The organism is Pseudomonas sp. D8002, from assembly GCF_013385695.1.
GTDB lineage: Bacteria > Pseudomonadota > Gammaproteobacteria > Pseudomonadales > Pseudomonadaceae > Aquipseudomonas.
The window spans coordinates 17,119-32,255 of record NZ_JACAPM010000043.1 but is presented as its reverse complement, the minus strand read 5'-3'; the positions used below and the strand labels follow the sequence as shown (position 1 = coordinate 32,255).

18 protein-coding genes are annotated in these 15,137 nt (G+C 58.1%); 16 read left to right on the top strand and 2 right to left on the bottom strand.

Annotated features, from left to right (window positions below):
- Positions 1-6: 6 nt before the first annotated feature.
- Both HX807_RS24985 and HX807_RS24980 read left to right on the top strand, forming a co-directional pair.
- The gene (locus HX807_RS24985) at positions 7-492 is read left to right on the top strand and encodes a YajQ family cyclic di-GMP-binding protein (RefSeq protein ID WP_003209785.1); all 486 of its coding nucleotides are present in this window, start codon (positions 7-9) and stop codon (positions 490-492) included.
- A gap of 134 nt (positions 493-626) precedes the next feature.
- The gene (locus tag HX807_RS24980) at positions 627-1,469 is read left to right on the top strand and encodes a mechanosensitive ion channel family protein (RefSeq protein ID WP_003209787.1); all 843 of its coding nucleotides are present in this window, start codon (positions 627-629) and stop codon (positions 1,467-1,469) included.
- A gap of 191 nt (positions 1,470-1,660) precedes the next feature.
- Here the strand turns inward: HX807_RS24980 and HX807_RS24975 are convergent, their stop codons facing one another.
- Entirely contained in the window at positions 1,661-2,932 is a 1,272-nt protein-coding gene (locus HX807_RS24975) for an OprD family porin (RefSeq protein ID WP_003209790.1), read from the bottom strand.
- 883 nt (positions 2,933-3,815) lie between these two features.
- Here HX807_RS24975 and HX807_RS24970 point away from each other — a divergent pair.
- Complete coding sequence (locus HX807_RS24970) at positions 3,816-4,241, top strand: HIT domain-containing protein (RefSeq protein ID WP_003209794.1); 426 nt, start codon at positions 3,816-3,818, stop codon at positions 4,239-4,241.
- A 3-nt stretch (positions 4,242-4,244) separates the two neighbouring features.
- Complete coding sequence (locus HX807_RS24965) at positions 4,245-4,451, top strand: SlyX family protein (RefSeq protein ID WP_003209796.1); 207 nt, start codon at positions 4,245-4,247, stop codon at positions 4,449-4,451.
- Between the two features lie 85 nt (positions 4,452-4,536).
- Here the strand turns inward: HX807_RS24965 and HX807_RS31840 are convergent, their stop codons facing one another.
- On the bottom strand, positions 4,537-5,139 hold the full coding sequence (locus tag HX807_RS31840) for a cold-shock protein (protein ID WP_003209798.1): 603 nt from the start codon (positions 5,137-5,139) through the stop codon (positions 4,537-4,539).
- A 428-nt stretch (positions 5,140-5,567) separates the two neighbouring features.
- Here HX807_RS31840 and HX807_RS24955 point away from each other — a divergent pair, with 428 nt between their 5' ends.
- The 12 genes from HX807_RS24955 to tolA all read left to right on the top strand — a co-directional run bounded on the left by HX807_RS24955 (position 5,568) and on the right by tolA (position 15,132).
- Entirely contained in the window at positions 5,568-6,041 is a 474-nt protein-coding gene (locus HX807_RS24955; RefSeq protein ID WP_003209800.1) for a Dps family protein, read from the top strand.
- Between the two features lie 209 nt (positions 6,042-6,250).
- On the top strand, positions 6,251-6,604 hold the full coding sequence (locus HX807_RS24950) for a ribbon-helix-helix domain-containing protein (RefSeq protein WP_043225921.1): 354 nt from the start codon (positions 6,251-6,253) through the stop codon (positions 6,602-6,604).
- 218 nt (positions 6,605-6,822) lie between these two features.
- Positions 6,823-7,044 carry an FmdB family zinc ribbon protein gene (locus tag HX807_RS24945; protein ID WP_003209804.1) on the top strand — a complete coding sequence of 74 codons (222 nt, stop codon included), beginning with the start codon at positions 6,823-6,825 and terminating at the stop codon, positions 7,042-7,044.
- 108 nt (positions 7,045-7,152) lie between these two features.
- Positions 7,153-8,928 carry an aspartate--tRNA ligase gene (gene aspS / locus HX807_RS24940; RefSeq protein WP_003209808.1) on the top strand — a complete coding sequence of 592 codons (1,776 nt, stop codon included), beginning with the start codon at positions 7,153-7,155 and terminating at the stop codon, positions 8,926-8,928.
- A gap of 151 nt (positions 8,929-9,079) precedes the next feature.
- Positions 9,080-9,826: a YebC/PmpR family DNA-binding transcriptional regulator gene (locus HX807_RS24935; protein ID WP_003209810.1), complete on the top strand. Its 747-nt coding sequence runs from the start codon at positions 9,080-9,082 to the stop codon at positions 9,824-9,826.
- A gap of 155 nt (positions 9,827-9,981) precedes the next feature.
- A complete protein-coding gene (ruvC, locus tag HX807_RS24930) occupies positions 9,982-10,506 on the top strand; it encodes a crossover junction endodeoxyribonuclease RuvC (RefSeq protein ID WP_003209812.1) in 525 nt (174 codons plus the stop codon).
- A 115-nt stretch (positions 10,507-10,621) separates the two neighbouring features.
- Positions 10,622-11,233, top strand: a complete 612-nt coding sequence (gene ruvA / locus HX807_RS24925) for a Holliday junction branch migration protein RuvA (protein WP_177051402.1) — start codon at positions 10,622-10,624, stop codon at positions 11,231-11,233.
- Positions 11,234-12,292, top strand: a complete 1,059-nt coding sequence (gene ruvB, locus HX807_RS24920) for a Holliday junction branch migration DNA helicase RuvB (RefSeq protein ID WP_003209815.1) — start codon at positions 11,234-11,236, stop codon at positions 12,290-12,292.
- 138 nt (positions 12,293-12,430) lie between these two features.
- Complete coding sequence (gene ybgC / locus HX807_RS24915; RefSeq protein WP_008432379.1) at positions 12,431-12,886, top strand: tol-pal system-associated acyl-CoA thioesterase; 456 nt, start codon at positions 12,431-12,433, stop codon at positions 12,884-12,886.
- 1 nt (position 12,887) lies between these two features.
- Entirely contained in the window at positions 12,888-13,583 is a 696-nt protein-coding gene (gene tolQ / locus HX807_RS24910) for a protein TolQ (RefSeq protein WP_003209819.1), read from the top strand.
- 23 nt (positions 13,584-13,606) lie between these two features.
- A complete protein-coding gene (tolR, locus tag HX807_RS24905; RefSeq protein ID WP_161635741.1) occupies positions 13,607-14,059 on the top strand; it encodes a protein TolR in 453 nt (150 codons plus the stop codon).
- Positions 14,059-15,132 (top strand): cell envelope integrity protein TolA, encoded by a 1,074-nt coding sequence (tolA, locus tag HX807_RS24900; protein WP_003209823.1) that lies wholly within the window; start codon positions 14,059-14,061, stop codon positions 15,130-15,132. Before tolR ends, tolA begins: the two co-directional genes overlap by 1 nt.
- Positions 15,133-15,137: the final 5 nt, after the last annotated feature.

Here is a 15,137-nt window from a genome sequence, read left to right as displayed (position 1 = left end):
AATTACATGCCGTCGTTCGACGTGGTATCCGAACTGGACAAACATGAAGTCACCAACGCCGTCGAGAACGCCGTCAAGGAGCTGGATCGCCGCTATGACTTGAAGGGCAAGGGCAGCTTCGAGTTCAAGGAAAAGGAGCTGACCGTCAACCTGACCGCGGAAGCCGACTTCCAGCTGGAAGCGATGATTGAGATCCTCAAGCTGTCTCTGGTCAAGCGCAAGATCGATGCACAGTGCCTTGAAATCAAGGATGCCTATGCGTCCGGCAAGCTGATGAAGCAGGAAGCCGTGCTCAAGGAAGGCATCGACAAGGAGCTGGCGAAGAAAATCGTCGCTCACGTCAAGGACGCCAAGCTCAAGGTCCAGGCCGCCATCCAGGGCGAGCAGGTGCGTATCACCGGCAAGAAGCGTGACGATTTGCAGGAGGCCATTGCTGCCCTGCGCGCCAAGACCTTCGACATGCCGCTGCAGTTCAATAACTTCCGCGACTGAGTGGACCCCTCGGGAACCTGTGGACGTTTTTGACGTCCCACGCCCAGAACCTGCAGAAACGATTGAGCCCTTCGGGGCTCATTTGTTATGTGGGGATTGATAAGGCCGCACATCCGGCAAACAGGAGAATGTAGATGGACTTGAACGCTGAAGTGGATCACTTGATCAAGACCTCGGAGTCGTGGTTACCGATGATCATGGAATACGGCAGCCGATTTTTGCTGGCAGTGGTCACCCTGGCCATCGGTTGGTGGCTGATCAACGTCTTGACCCACCGGGTAGGGCGTTTGCTGGCATTGCGTAATGCTGACCTGGCGCTGCAACACTTCATTACCAGCCTTGCGAACATTGCGCTCAAGGTCATGCTGGTGGTCAACGTGGCCTCGATGATCGGCGTCGCAACCACCTCGTTCGTTGCCGCGATCGGCGCCGCCACCCTGGCCATCGGCCTGGCCTTGCAAGGCAGCCTGGCGAACTTCGCCGGCGGCGTGCTGATTCTGTTGTTCCGTCCGTTCCGCATTGGTGACTGGATCGAAGCCCAGGGCACTTCCGGTACCGTCGACAGCATCCAGATCTTCCACACCGTGTTGCGCACCGGCGACAACAAGACGGTGATCATCCCGAACGGCAGCCTGTCCAACGGCCTCATCACCAACACCAACCGTCAGCCGACCCGCAAGGTGGTGTTTGACGTGGGGGTCGACTATGAAGCCGACCTGCAGAAAGCACGTGAAGTGCTGCTGGAACTGGCCAAGGATCCACGTGTATTGGCTGATCCTGCGCCGGCAGCGGTAGTTTCGACCTTGGGCGACAGTTCGATCACGGTATCCCTGCGAGTCTGGACCAAGACTTCGGATTACTGGGATGTGATGTTCATGTTCAATGAACTGGCACGTGACCGTTTGAAAGCGGCGGGGATTGATATTCCGTTTCCACAACGGGTTATTCGCGTCATGCAGGAAAGTGCTGGGAAGTAATAGTGTGACTGGATGATTAAACCTGGCCGATGTGTCAGGTTTGTTACGCAGGATTAAACTAGATAGTTAGCTTGCTAGTTATCCGGTTGTTGAGATTAAGTTGCAATAAAAAAGCCGCTCACTTGCGAACAAGTGAGCGGCTTTTTAGTTAGGGCCGAAACCCTAAGTCATCGTTGTAATCAAACTGCCAATTACAAGATGTTCAGCGGGTATTGCGCGATCAGACGCAGTTCGTCGATGGACGCCGAACCGTAGTACACACCATCGCTGGAGCGATAAGTGGCTTGACGCACGCGCAGGCTCAGGTCTTTTGCCGGGCCGCTCTGGATCACGTACTTGGCTTCGATGTCACGTTCCCACTCTTTGCCGTTCGAGGTGTCGGCGGTGTTGGCGCCGGTACCTTTGACGTAGCGAGTCATGAAGCTCAGGCCTGGTACGCCGAAAGTCGCCATGTTCAGGTCGTAGCGAGCCTGGAACGACTTCTCGTCTTCAGCGTTGAAGTCGGAACGAGCGATGGAGTTGGCAAGGAAGATCGTGCCGCCGCCGTCTACGCCGTAGCCGTAGTCACCGTCACCGCTGACCTTCTGGTAGGCCAGGGTAAAGGTGTGAGCCTGGATGGTGTACGCGCCTTGCAAGCTATAGGCACGGTTGTCCAGTTTGGTGGTGCCGTCTTTCTCAGCCCGTTGCAGGCCAGCGCCATCACTTTTGGTGCTGTAGATGTTGAAGTCGACCGCCAGGGACTGCTCATTGCTGAGCGCATGGGTCCAGTTCAGGTTGGCGTAGGTTTTTTTCCAGTAGTCTTCGGTCTTCGCGTAGTAGAGGCTGGCGCTGACTTCTGGAGTCAGGGCGTAGACACCACCGATGAAGTCGGTTTTTGTCAGGCCCAGGCTGTCGCGGTAGGTCTGGGCTTGTGCCACGCTCGAAGTGAAGTGACCGCCTTCAAGTTTCAGGCCTTTGATCTCGTTGCTGGTCAGCGAGATACCCTGTGGCAATTCAGGAAGCAGACGGCTGTCATCGGAAGCGAATACAGGCGCGGTGGTGTACTGGTCGCCGATTTTCAGGACCGTATCGGAGATACGGAACTTAACTGCGCCGCCGCCCTTGGAGTAATCATCCTGAGCGCGACCGTCGGAGCCAGTTGGAAACAGGCCAGTGCCGGAACGACCCTTGCCGCTGTCCAGTTTGACGCCCAACAGACCGATGACGTCGACACCCACACCGATGGTGCCTTGGGTGAAGCCCGACTGGTACAGGCCGTTGAAGCCCAGACCGGTTTCGTCGACGCGGCTCTTGCCGGTGTCATTGTTACGGAAGTCGCGGCTAAAGTTCAGGAGGCGAGTGTTGATGCTGAAAGTGCTGTCTTCAACAAAGCCCTTGGAATCGTCCTGGGAGGACGCCATTGCGAACTGCGAGGTGCCTGCTGAAACAGCCAGGGCGATCATGCTCCACTTCATCACGCGCATCGTGATTTGCTCCTTTGGTTTTAGGAAGAGTACTGCCGTCCCACCTATATTTTTGTCTGGGCGGCTCTTTCTTTTTTGTGTCGGCGCAAAGTTATATCACGCAGACATTATTGACGATACTTGCACATCTATCCTTTCAGCTTCTTTACGGGCCTGTCGTAAATTGCTAGCTCCATGTCGCAAATTCACAGTCCACTTGTAACCGGACTGACAACTTCAATGCTGTTTTAAAACCTTGGAAGCGGGGTGGAAAAGTCACCCCTGAAAGTTTCAACTCATCCCTGTCAGGCATTGAACCGCTGTTATTTTCCGTCGCGAAACACCTGCTTCCCGCCGGTGCCGTTGTCGACGATATGGGTGTGAATGCAACAAGCGTGCACAAACCCGTAACCGAATGTGATTTTTTCGTGAAAAGTGTCAACGGCCTGTAAAAACCGCATAAGCACGGGCTTTTTACGCCGTTTGGTTTGGCCTTGACGCGCCTGCCGCACTCCGGTTTGGTGGCGCATAAAACCTGTACCAGAGCAAAACGTTACCGGTTCACCCCGTTCGGTGGGTAGTTGGCGGATCCCTTTGAAGCACAAATGGGTCATTTTGGTGCAGTGCTTCACTGACTGCGTTTCTGCTCCCGTTCACCCTTGGCCTTTTGAAAGCCGTCTGGCTCAAGGTCTTGAAGCATGTTCTGCGTCCCGACTTTGACCAGAATTGGATACATTGGTCATTTAGCGTAGCTGAAATATTGGCCTGTCTCGAAATGGTGCGCTTTTTTTCGTGGCGTCCTGTTTGGGCGCGTATTCGGCCACGCGCATTCGCCGTGAAGCGACCGGCATTCGCAGGTATGCTGGGCGCCTGAAACCTGACCCGCCGAACGGGAGTGACTGCTGTGTTCGCCTTAGATCCACGCCTTCAACAAGACACCTTGCCTATCGGGGATTTCCCCCTGTGTCGGCTGCTGCTTTCCAATGACTCGAATTACCCCTGGTTCATCCTGGTGCCGCGCATCGACGGTATCAGCGAAGTGTTTCAACTGGATGTCGCCGACCAGCAGCGGGTGTGGCAGGAAAGCACGGCATTGGCACAGTGGCTGAACGAAGGGTTCGGCGCCGACAAAATGAATATCGGTGCCTTGGGTAATGTGGTCAGCCAACTGCACGTGCATGTGATCGTACGCAAGCGCGACGACGCGGCCTGGCCTGCGCCGGTCTGGGGCAAGCACCCGGCGAAGCCCTACAGTGACGAGCAAGTGGTGGCAATTCGTGCGCGCCTGCGCGAGATCCTGCCGGCCGACTTCACGTTCCTGGAGGCTTGAGCCATGGATCTTCAAGCCCGCGTGACCGACCTGGAAAGCCGCCTGGCCTTTCAGGACGACACCATCGAGACCCTGAATGACATCCTGGTCACCCAGCAGCGTGCCGTGGAACGCCTGCAGTTGCAGATGACTGCGTTGCTCAAGCGCCAGGAAGAAATGGGCGGCCAGTTCGAGTCGTCCGAGGAAGAGGCGCCGCCGCCTCATTATTAATAAGGCAGGGGTTGACCCCCCGGGCATAAAAAAACCGCGATGCAGCCAGGCTGCATCGCGGTTTCTTTTTTTCGGGGTGCTGGAATCAGCGACGCGGCAATGCGGCGATCACATCTTCAGCTTGCAGGCCCTTGTCACGGTTCATGACGGAGAACTCCACGCGCTGGCCTTCCACCAGTACGCGATGGCCTTCGCCGCGAATCGCCCGGAAGTGGACGAAGATATCGTCGCCCGAATCCCGGGAAATAAAGCCGAAGCCCTTGGAGGTGTTGAACCACTTGACGGTCCCGGTATCCCGGTTGGTCATGTCGTAGCTTTGCGACGCAGCGGCCGGGGAGGAGCGGTAAAAACTGATGGCCAGATGAAGAACGATGGCGACCAGTGCTATTGCCAGGCTGAGCAGGACGGCCGGGTGGCCACCCACTTCAGGCATAGGCGCCAGCAGGGTGAGGGTTTGCACGACAACAGCCAGGACCAGCAGGGCGCTGACCAGGTTTTGCAGTTGATGACGCGGGCCTTTGTTCCAGTATGGAATGACTGGAGCCAGTGTCAGGTTAAGAAGACCAAAGAAGGTCAGGTAGAGAGCGTCAGGTTGCTGCAGGTAAGGCAGGGTCTCTGATCGCAGGCTGGGGATAAAGGACAGCAGCAAAGCTGCAGCGCCCGTTAGCAGGTGGACGATTTTCAACATTTTGATTAACTCACGTTAAGACGGATCACAAGGAAGAGCTGACGGGCACGGTTCGCTTCTGAACAATGGGAGGCGTTGGGCACGTGCACGGGTATCAGCCTATGCCGCTTGCCGCGAAAAATATCGGCGGCGACACGCTGCCTATTTAACAGCAAAGCCTGTGCCTACTCAAATCAAGCATTTCAGGCTGTTACAAGGGGCACGGCATTTCTGCGTCAAACACTTGTCCTAGACAGGTGCAGGCTTTTTCGTAGGTGCTGGGTAATTTTTCCGGTAGCTGTTGAAGCCTTGCCTGTCGGGCAAGCCCGCTCTGCAAGGGGCGATTTGCCGCACCTCGAAAGGGGCAGCCAGGCTGCGCACGGCCGGCACTCTTGCTAGAGTGGTCCTGCACCTGATCAATGAATTTTTATCAATTGAAGGGGAAACACATGGCAATCGATATTGGTATCAGTGAAGAAGACCGTAAATCAATCGTTGATGGACTTTCGCGACTGCTTTCCGATACCTATGTACTTTACCTGAAGACCCACAACTTCCATTGGAACGTAACGGGGCCCATGTTTCGTACACTGCACTTGATGTTTGAAGAGCAGTACAACGAACTGGCGCTGGCGGTGGATTCAATCGCAGAGCGTATTCGTGCCCTGGGCTTTCCCGCACCGGGTGCCTACTCGGTGTATGCGCGACTTTCTTCGATCAAGGAAGAAGAGGGTGTGCCGAGCGCTGAAGACATGATCAAGCAACTGGTCGAAGGCCAGGAAGCGGTGACTCGCACAGCCCGGGGGATCTTCCCGTTGTTGGATAAAGTCAGTGATGAACCGACGGCGGACTTGCTGACCCAGCGTATGCAAGTGCATGAAAAGACCGCATGGATGTTGCGTTCCCTGCTCGAAAACAAATAACACCGGTGGCGGGAGGGCGTCGAGCTGACGCCCCTCGCATGCCTGCTTTCCGGCGATTTCCGCGATTCCGCGAGCTTCCTGATACGCGCGTTGGCTTGTCCTACGGTGATCGGCTCCCTGTCTTCTGGCTGCACTTGTCGTCTTGATGTTTTATAGCTCAACGGCCAACGAGAACATGAGTGGCCGTCAGGCAATGGAGTGTCAAGTGTATGTCACGCGGAGCAGGTAATGGAGTTATGGAAACGTGCGGATTGCACAAGATAAAGGTAGATCCCTTTGCCAAGGGGTTCGATATGAACTTGGCCAGGCCATTGTCCCGATCGGTTCGGCTTAATGGTTTTTCGACGTGTTTGCGGCTCGAAGAGGTGTATTGGAATATCCTCGCGGAGATCGCCAGGATCAATACGTGTTCGGTCAGTGCGCTGCTGTCTTACGTGGACCGGGAAGTGCACTTGCGTTATGGCGGTGTAAAGAACTTCAGCGGTCTGGTCAGGGTGGTTTGCGTGGTGCATGTATTGAAAGGGCGGCTTGTCGCGCCCAGTGTCCAGCCGGACCCTGCATGAACCTTGTGCCGGGCGCCCGTCCCGGGATTGCCCCGGCTCGGGCGCCCGGCAGAAGCCTGCTGCAGTCATCTATATAAAGAGCAGCGCGCCGCTACGGCTGCACAGCCTCGATTTACCAGATATAATCCCGGGCTTTGCTGCGCATGCCGGGACTTTCCCACAGGATAGAGCCAGGGCAGGGCGTGGCGCAGTAATGATCTGATCGCCGAGACATCTCCATGCCCATGTACGACTATCAATGCGCTTCCTGTGGTCATCAGTTGGAAGCCATTCAAAAGATCAGCGCAGCGCCGCTGGTCGATTGCCCTGCCTGCCAGGCACCGGAGCTCAAGAAGATGTTGTCCATGCCGGGCTTTCGCCTGAGTGGCAACGGTTGGTACGAGACCGACTTCAAGACCGGTTCGAAGAAGAATCTGGCCGGCGGCGACAAAGCAGACTGAGTTGAACTCTACGCGCAGGCTCCTGCATTATCCGTCACCTGACTTAGCTGTACGGTGATGAGGCGGGCCTCCACCGAATTTCGAATTACGAGAAGCGAAACCACTATCATGATGCGCAGCCACTATTGCGGCCAACTGAACGAGACCCTGGAAGGTCAGGAAATCACCCTTTGCGGATGGGTTCACCGTCGCCGCGACCACGGCGGGGTGATCTTCCTCGATATCCGTGATCGTGATGGTCTGGCCCAGGTGGTGTTCGATCCGGACCGCGCCGAGAGCTTCGCCGCCGCCGATCGCGTGCGCAGCGAGTACGTCGTGAAGATCACCGGCAAGGTTCGCCTGCGTCCGGCCGGTGCCACCAACGCCAACATGGCGTCGGGCATGATCGAAGTGCTGGGTTACGAACTGGAAGTGCTGAACGAGTCGGAAACTCCGCCGTTCCCGCTGAACGAGTTCTCTGACGTTGGCGAAGAAACCCGCCTGCGTTATCGCTTCCTGGACCTGCGTCGCCCGGAAATGGCCGAGAAGCTGCGCCTGCGTTCGCGCATGACCACCAGCATCCGTCGCTTCCTCGACGAGAACGGCTTCCTCGACGTCGAGACGCCGATCCTGACCCGTGCTACCCCGGAAGGCGCCCGCGACTACCTGGTGCCGAGCCGTACCCACGCCGGTTCCTTCTTCGCCTTGCCACAATCGCCACAGCTGTTCAAGCAACTGCTGATGGTCGCCGGCTTCGACCGTTACTACCAGATCGCCAAGTGCTTCCGTGACGAAGACCTGCGGGCCGACCGCCAGCCGGAATTCACCCAGATCGACATCGAGACCAGTTTCCTCGATGAAAAAGAGATCATGGGCATCACCGAGCAGATGATCCGCAACCTGTTCAAGGAAGTGCTGAACCTGGAGTTCGGCGAATTCCCGCACATGACCTTCGAAGAAGCCATGCGTCGTTACGGTTCCGACAAGCCAGACCTGCGTAACCCGCTGGAACTGGTTGACGTTGAAGACCAACTGAAAGATGTCGACTTCAAGGTGTTCAGCGGCCCGGCCAACGACCCGAAATGCCGTATCGCCGCACTGCGCGTGCCTGGCGCTGCGAGCATGCCGCGCAAGCAGATCGACGACTACACCAAGTTCGTCGGCATCTACGGTGCCAAGGGCCTGGCGTACATCAAGGTCAACGAGCGCGCCAAGGGCGTTGAAGGCCTGCAGTCGCCAATCGTCAAGAACATCCCTGAAGCCAACCTCAATGTGATCCTGGATCGTGTTGGCGCAGTTGACGGCGACATCGTGTTCTTCGGTGCCGACAAGTCGAAGATCGTCAGCGAAGCGCTGGGTGCACTGCGGATCAAGGTCGGCAACGACCTGAACCTGCTGACCTGCCAGTGGGCGCCGATGTGGGTTGTCGACTTCCCGATGTTCGAAGAAAACGACGACGGCAGCTTCAGCGCACTGCACCACCCGTTCACCGCGCCGAAGTGCACGCCGCAAGAGCTGGAAGCCAACCCGGCTGGCGCTCTGTCCCGTGCCTACGACATGGTGCTCAACGGCACCGAGCTGGGTGGCGGTTCGATCCGTATCCACCGCAAGGAAATGCAGCAATCGGTCTTCCGCCTGCTGGGCATCAACGAAGATGAGCAGCAAGAGAAGTTCGGCTTCCTGCTCGACGCCCTGAAATACGGCGCGCCACCCCATGGCGGCCTGGCCTTCGGCCTGGACCGTCTGGTGATGCTGATGACCGGTGCCCAGTCGATCCGTGAAGTGATTGCCTTCCCGAAAACCCAAAGTGCTGCCGACGTCATGACGCAAGCGCCGGGTGTGGTGGATGCCAAGGCACTGCGCGAGCTGCATATCCGTCTGCGCGAGACACCAAAGGCTGAGTAAGGCCGCAGCGTGAAAGCGCGATAAGGTTTTACATTGTCAGCTAAGGGCGCATCTTCGGATGCGCCTTTGCGTTACAAGGGCTGCACGTTAAAGAGGGAAGTCCCGCCTGGGGCGGGATCGACAGGTTTCTACAGAATTTCGGAGTTGTGTTATGGCTGGCCATTCCAAGTGGGCGAACATCAAGCACCGCAAAGAGCGTCAGGATGCCAAGAAAGGCAAGATCTTCACCAAGTGGATTCGCGAGCTGACCGTTGCCGCGCGCCAGGGTGGCGGTGACCCGGGTTCCAACCCGCGCCTGCGCCTGGCCCTGGACAAAGCCCTCGGCGCCAACATGAGCCGCGACATCATCGACCGCGCCGTGGCCCGTGGTGCCGGTGCGGCCGATACCGACGACATGGTCGAGTTGAGCTACGAAGGCTACGGCCCGGGTGGCGTGGCGGTGATGGTCGAGTGCATGACCGACAACCGCAACCGTACCGCGGCTGCCGTGCGCCATGCGTTCAGCAAATGTGGCGGCAACCTCGGCACTGACGGTTCGGTGGCCTACCTGTTTGAGCGCAAGGGGCAGATTTCCTTCGCGCCGGGCGTGGATGAAGATGCGCTGATTGAGGCGGCAATGGAGGCCGATGCCGACGACGTGGTGACCAACGAAGACGGTTCCATCGACGTGTTCACCTCGTTCGCGGGCTTCTATTCGGTGCGTAACGCCCTGGAAGCGGCTGGTTTCAAAGGCACCGACGCGGAAATCGTGATGCTGCCGACCACCAGCGCCGAGCTGGACCTGGACGGGGCGCAGAAGGTACTCAAGATGCTCGACATGCTTGAAGACCTGGATGACGTGCAGAACGTCTATTCCAATGCCGATATTCCGGAATCGGTGGCTGAACAGCTAGGCTGAAGGATGATGCAGATCTAATGTGGGAGCGGGCTTGCTCGCGAAGGCGGCGTGTCAGTCAGTCAATACGGTGACTGATACACCGCCTTCGCGAGCAAGCCCGCTCCCACATTTTGATCTTGGCTATATCAAGAATTTTTTATCCAACTGCAGGCGTTATGACTCTAATCCTAGGTATCGACCCCGGTTCGCGAATCACCGGCTTTGGCGTGGTCCAACAGACCCCGCGAGGCTGCGTGTACGTGGCGTCGGGCTGTATCCGTACCGGCGCCGGCGAGTTGGCCGAGCGCTTGCAGATCGTGTATCGCGGCGTGCGTGAAGTGATCCAGACCTATGGGCCGGTGACCATGGGCATCGAAAAAGTGTTCATGGCGAAAAACGCCGACTCCGCCCTGAAGCTCGGCCAGGCCCGCGGTGCGGCCATTGTGGCCGGAGCCGAGGAGGGCATGGAGATCGCTGAATACACCGCGACCCAGGTCAAGCAAGCCGTGGTCGGTACCGGTGCTGCCAATAAAGAGCAGGTGATGATGATGGTCATGCACATGCTCAAACTCACCGCCAAACCGCAAATCGATGCCTCCGACGCCCTGGCCATTGCCATTTGCCATGCCCATACCCGTTCCAGCCTGATGCCCCATGGCTTGGGGACCGCACGCAGTCGTGGCGGCCGGCTGCGTCTCTGATAGCATCAGCGCATTCATTCTGCGTGGGGTGCATGAACGGCCTGTGCTGTCGGCCGGCATGCCCGCGTTATTACCGGCCAGGCCTTGATTTGAGCCGATTCTTAAGGATTCGAACGTGATTGGACGCTTGCGCGGCACCCTGGCTGAGAAACAGTCACCGCACCTGATTCTGGATGTAAACGGGCTGGGTTATGAGCTTGAAGTGCCCATGACCACCCTCTACCGCTTACCGTCGGTCGGTGAACCGCTGACCCTGCACACTCACCTGGTGGTGCGCGAAGACGCGCAATTGCTCTATGGGTTCGTTGGCAAGCGTGACCGGGATTTTTTCCGTGAGCTGATCCGCCTCAACGGCGTGGGGCCGAAGCTGGCGCTGGCGCTGATGTCGAGCCTGGAAGTGGATGAATTGGTGCGCTGTGTGTCGGCCCAGGACACGTCCGCGCTGACCAAGGTGCCGGGCGTTGGCAAGAAAACCGCCGAGCGCCTGCTGGTGGAGCTCAAAGACCGCTTCAAGGCCTGGGAGGTTGTGCCGAGCATGTTTGCCCTGGTGCCCAACCAGCCTGATGCGCCGGGTGTGCCGGTGGCCAGCGCTGAAAGCGATGCGGTCAGCGCGCTGATCTCCCTGGGCTACAAGCCGCAAGAGGCGAGCAAGGCCGTGTCAGCCATCAAGGACAAGAACCTGAGCAGCGAAGACATGATCCGCCGCGCCCTGAAGGGAATGATTTAAGTGATTGAAGCTGATCGTCTGATCGCGGCCACCGGGCCTCGTGATCGTGAAGAAATCCAGGACCGGGCGATTCGCCCCCTGAGCCTTGCCGAATACATCGGCCAGCCCACCGTGCGCGAGCAGATGGAGCTGTTCATCCAGGCCGCGCGCGGGCGCAGCGAGTCCCTGGACCACACGTTGATCTTCGGCCCGCCCGGGCTCGGCAAGACCACCCTGGCCAACATCATCGCCCAGGAAATGGGCGTGTCGATCAAGTCCACCTCCGGCCCCGTGCTGGAGCGCCCGGGCGACCTGGCGGCGCTGCTGACCAACCTGGAGCCCCACGACGTACTGTTTATCGACGAGATCCACCGGCTTTCGCCCATCGTCGAGGAAGTACTGTACCCGGCCATGGAAGACTTCCAGCTGGACATCATGATCGGTGAAGGCCCGGCGGCGCGCTCGATCAAGCTCGACCTGCCACCGTTCACGCTGGTGGGTGCGACCACCCGTGCGGGCATGCTGACCAACCCGCTGCGAGACCGTTTCGGGATTGTTCAACGTCTAGAGTTCTATAGCACGGCGGATCTGGCCACCATCGTCAGCCGTTCGGCGAGCATCCTTGGCTTGCCCCTGGACCCGGAAGGCGCCTTTGAAATCGCCCGCCGCGCCCGTGGTACCCCGCGGATTGCCAACCGTCTGCTGCGCCGGGTGCGCGACTTTGCCGAAGTACGGGCCAAGGGGCATATCACCAAGCCCGTGGCAGACCTGGCGCTGAACCTGCTGGATGTGGATGAGCATGGCTTTGATCACCAGGACCGGCGCCTGCTGTTGACCATGATCGAGAAGTTCGACGGCGGCCCGGTGGGCGTGGACAGCCTCGCCGCCGCCATCAGCGAAGAGCGGCATACGATTGAGGATGTACTGGAGCCGTATCTGATTCAGCAGGGCTACATCATGCGCACGCCAAGGGGGCGTGTGGTCACCCGGCATGCGTATCTGCACTTTGGGTTAAACATTCCGTCACGATTGGGCGAGATGCCCGTAGTAGACGAATTCCTCGATGCAGTAGACGATTAAAAACGCTTGGCGATTCGATTTATTCGGAGTTTGTGCTGTCCTAGTGGCTGGCGTCGTCATTCTTTCGTTAGAAATGTGCCACAGAATGAAAAACAGTTGCCTGGCCGGATTGGCAACCTGAGGAGTAAGCACTAGAGTATGCGCGCGCAAAACGGGGATCAGTCGTTCGCACATCGCTGTCGCGTTTATTACGAGGACACCGATGCTGGCGGCATCGTTTATTACGTCAATTACCTAAAGTTCATGGAGCGGGCTCGAACCGAGCGGCTACGGGAGCTGGGCTTTGCCCAATCCCAGCTGGCAGGGGAGGACCTGTTGTTTGTCGTGCATTCCAGCGAGGCGCGTTACCACGCGCCGGCGCGACTGGACGATGAACTGCTGGTTAGCGCAGAAATAACCGAATTGAACCGTGCCAGCCTGCGCTTTAAACAGCAGGTCAGGCGGGCTACGGATGCAACGCTGCTCTGTGAGGGGCAGTTCCTGGTGGCCTGTGTTCGCACCAATAGTTTGAAACCCCGGGCCATTCCCGAAACTCTACGCGCGGCCTTTGCCGGCGTGAGCGGCGCGGGTAAACATTCAGAGCAGGAGATTTAGCGTGGAACCTACCGTCGTCGACCATTCCTCCATGTGGAGCCTGGTCAGCAATGCCAGTGTCGTGGTTCAACTGGTGATGCTGGTCCTGGTAGCCGCATCGGTTACCTCTTGGGTCATGATTTTTCAGCGCAGCAACCTGCTGCGTGCTGGTCGACGTGCCCTGGAGAGCTTCGAAGAGCGCTTCTGGTCGGGTATCGACCTGTCCAAGCTGTACCGCCAGGCGGGCAGCAACCCGGACCCGGATTCGGGCGTCGAGCAGATCTTCCGCGCCGGCTTCAAGGAATTCTCCCGTCTGCGCCAGCAGCCAGGCGTTGACCCGGAAGCGGTCATGGAAGGCGTGGCCCGTGCCATGCGCGTCGCCATCTCCCGCGAAGAAGAAAAGCTTGAGCAAAGCCTGCCGTTCCTCGCCACCGTAGGTTCCGTCAGCCCGTATATCGGCCTGTTCGGTACCGTATGGGGGATCATGAACTCCTTCCGCGGCCTGGCCCAGGCCCAGCAAGCGACCCTGGCCACCGTGGCCCCGGGTATCGCCGAAGCGCTGATCGCCACCGCCATCGGTCTGTTCGCAGCTATTCCCGCAGTAATCGCCTACAACCGTTTTGCCGCTCGTGGCGAAACCTTGATCAGCCGTTACTACACCTTCGCCGATGAATTCCAGGCGATCCTGCACCGTAAAGTGCACACCAGCGAAGAATAAGCAGGTAATTCCCAATGGCTTTAATCGCTCGAGCTCGCAAAAAGCGCAAGCCGGTCGCCGAGATGAACGTAGTGCCTTACATCGACGTGATGCTGGTGCTGCTGGTTATCTTCATGGTGACCGCGCCGATGCTCAATCAGGGCGTGAAGGTTGATCTGCCCAAGGTTTCCAGCGAAGCCTTGCCGCAGGACAACAACACCCAGGTCCTGACCATTTCGATCAAGGCTGACAAGACCTATTACTGGAACCTTGGCAGCGAAGTCGACACTCAGAAACAGCAGGACAAGGCCATGACCTTGCCGCAGATGACTGATGCCGTGACCAAGATCATTCGCGCCGGCAACGAAGGTGGCAAGCACACCCAGGTGTTCATTCGCGGCGACAAGGTCGTCGACTACGGCTCCGTCATGGGCGCCATGGGCGGGCTGCAGAAGGCCGGGGTCGGTAATGTTGGCTTGATTACCGAGGCGCCCTGATGCACCAACAGCGAGAGCCGTCCGCCTCGGAAAGCTACTTCTGGCCTAGCGTCTGGGCAATTGCCCTGCACGTCCTGGTGTTTGGCATGCTGTTCGTCAGCTTTGCCATGACCCCGGACCTGCCGCCAGCCAAGCCGATCGTGCAGGCGACCCTGTATCAGCTGAAATCGAAAAGCCAGGCCACCACCCAGACCAATCAGAAGATTGCGGGTGAGGCCCAGAAGTCGGCTGCGCGCCAGACTGAAGTCGAGCAGATGGAACAGAAGAAGGTCGAGCAGGAAGCGGTGAAGGCTGCTGCGGAACAAAAGAAAGAAGAGGCGGCTCAAAAGGCCGAGGAATCGAAAAAGGCTGACGAGGCGAAGAAAGCTGCAGAGGCGCAAAAGGCTGATGAAGCCAAGAAAGCCGATAAAGCTGCCGAAGCCAAGAAGGCTGAAGAGAAACAATTGGCTGATATAGCCAAGAAGAAATCTGAAGAAGAAGCCAAGAAGGCTGCCGAAGAAGAGGCCAAGAAAAAGGCCGCTGAAGACGCGAAGAAAAAGATAGTCGAAGACGCGAAGAAGAAAGCCGCGGACGACGCCAAGAAGAAAGCTGAAGCTGACGAGGCGAAGAAGAAGATCGCCGACGATGCGAAGAAGAAAGCTGCTGCCGATGCCTCCAAGAAAAAGGCCCAGGAAGCAGCGCGTAAATCGACCGAAGACAAAAAGGCCCAGGCCTTGGCCGATTTGCTTTCCGACACGCCGCAGCGCCAGCAAGCCTTGGCCGATGAACGTGGTGATGAAGTCGCGGGCAGTTTCGACGACCTGATTCGTTCACGGGCAGCGGAAGGGTGGACCCGTCCTCCTTCGGCACGTAAAGGCATGACAGTAGTGCTGCAGATCGGCATGTTGCCGGACGGTACGGTGACTTCGGTCAGCGTGGCCAAGTCCAGTGGCGACGGTTCGTTCGACAGTTCGGCGGTAGCAGCGGTCAAGAACATTGGCCGGTTGACCGAGATGCAGGGAATGAAACCAAGCGACTTCGCTCCCTACCGTTCATTCAAGATGACATTCACACCTGAGGATCTAGCCTTGTGAGAAAC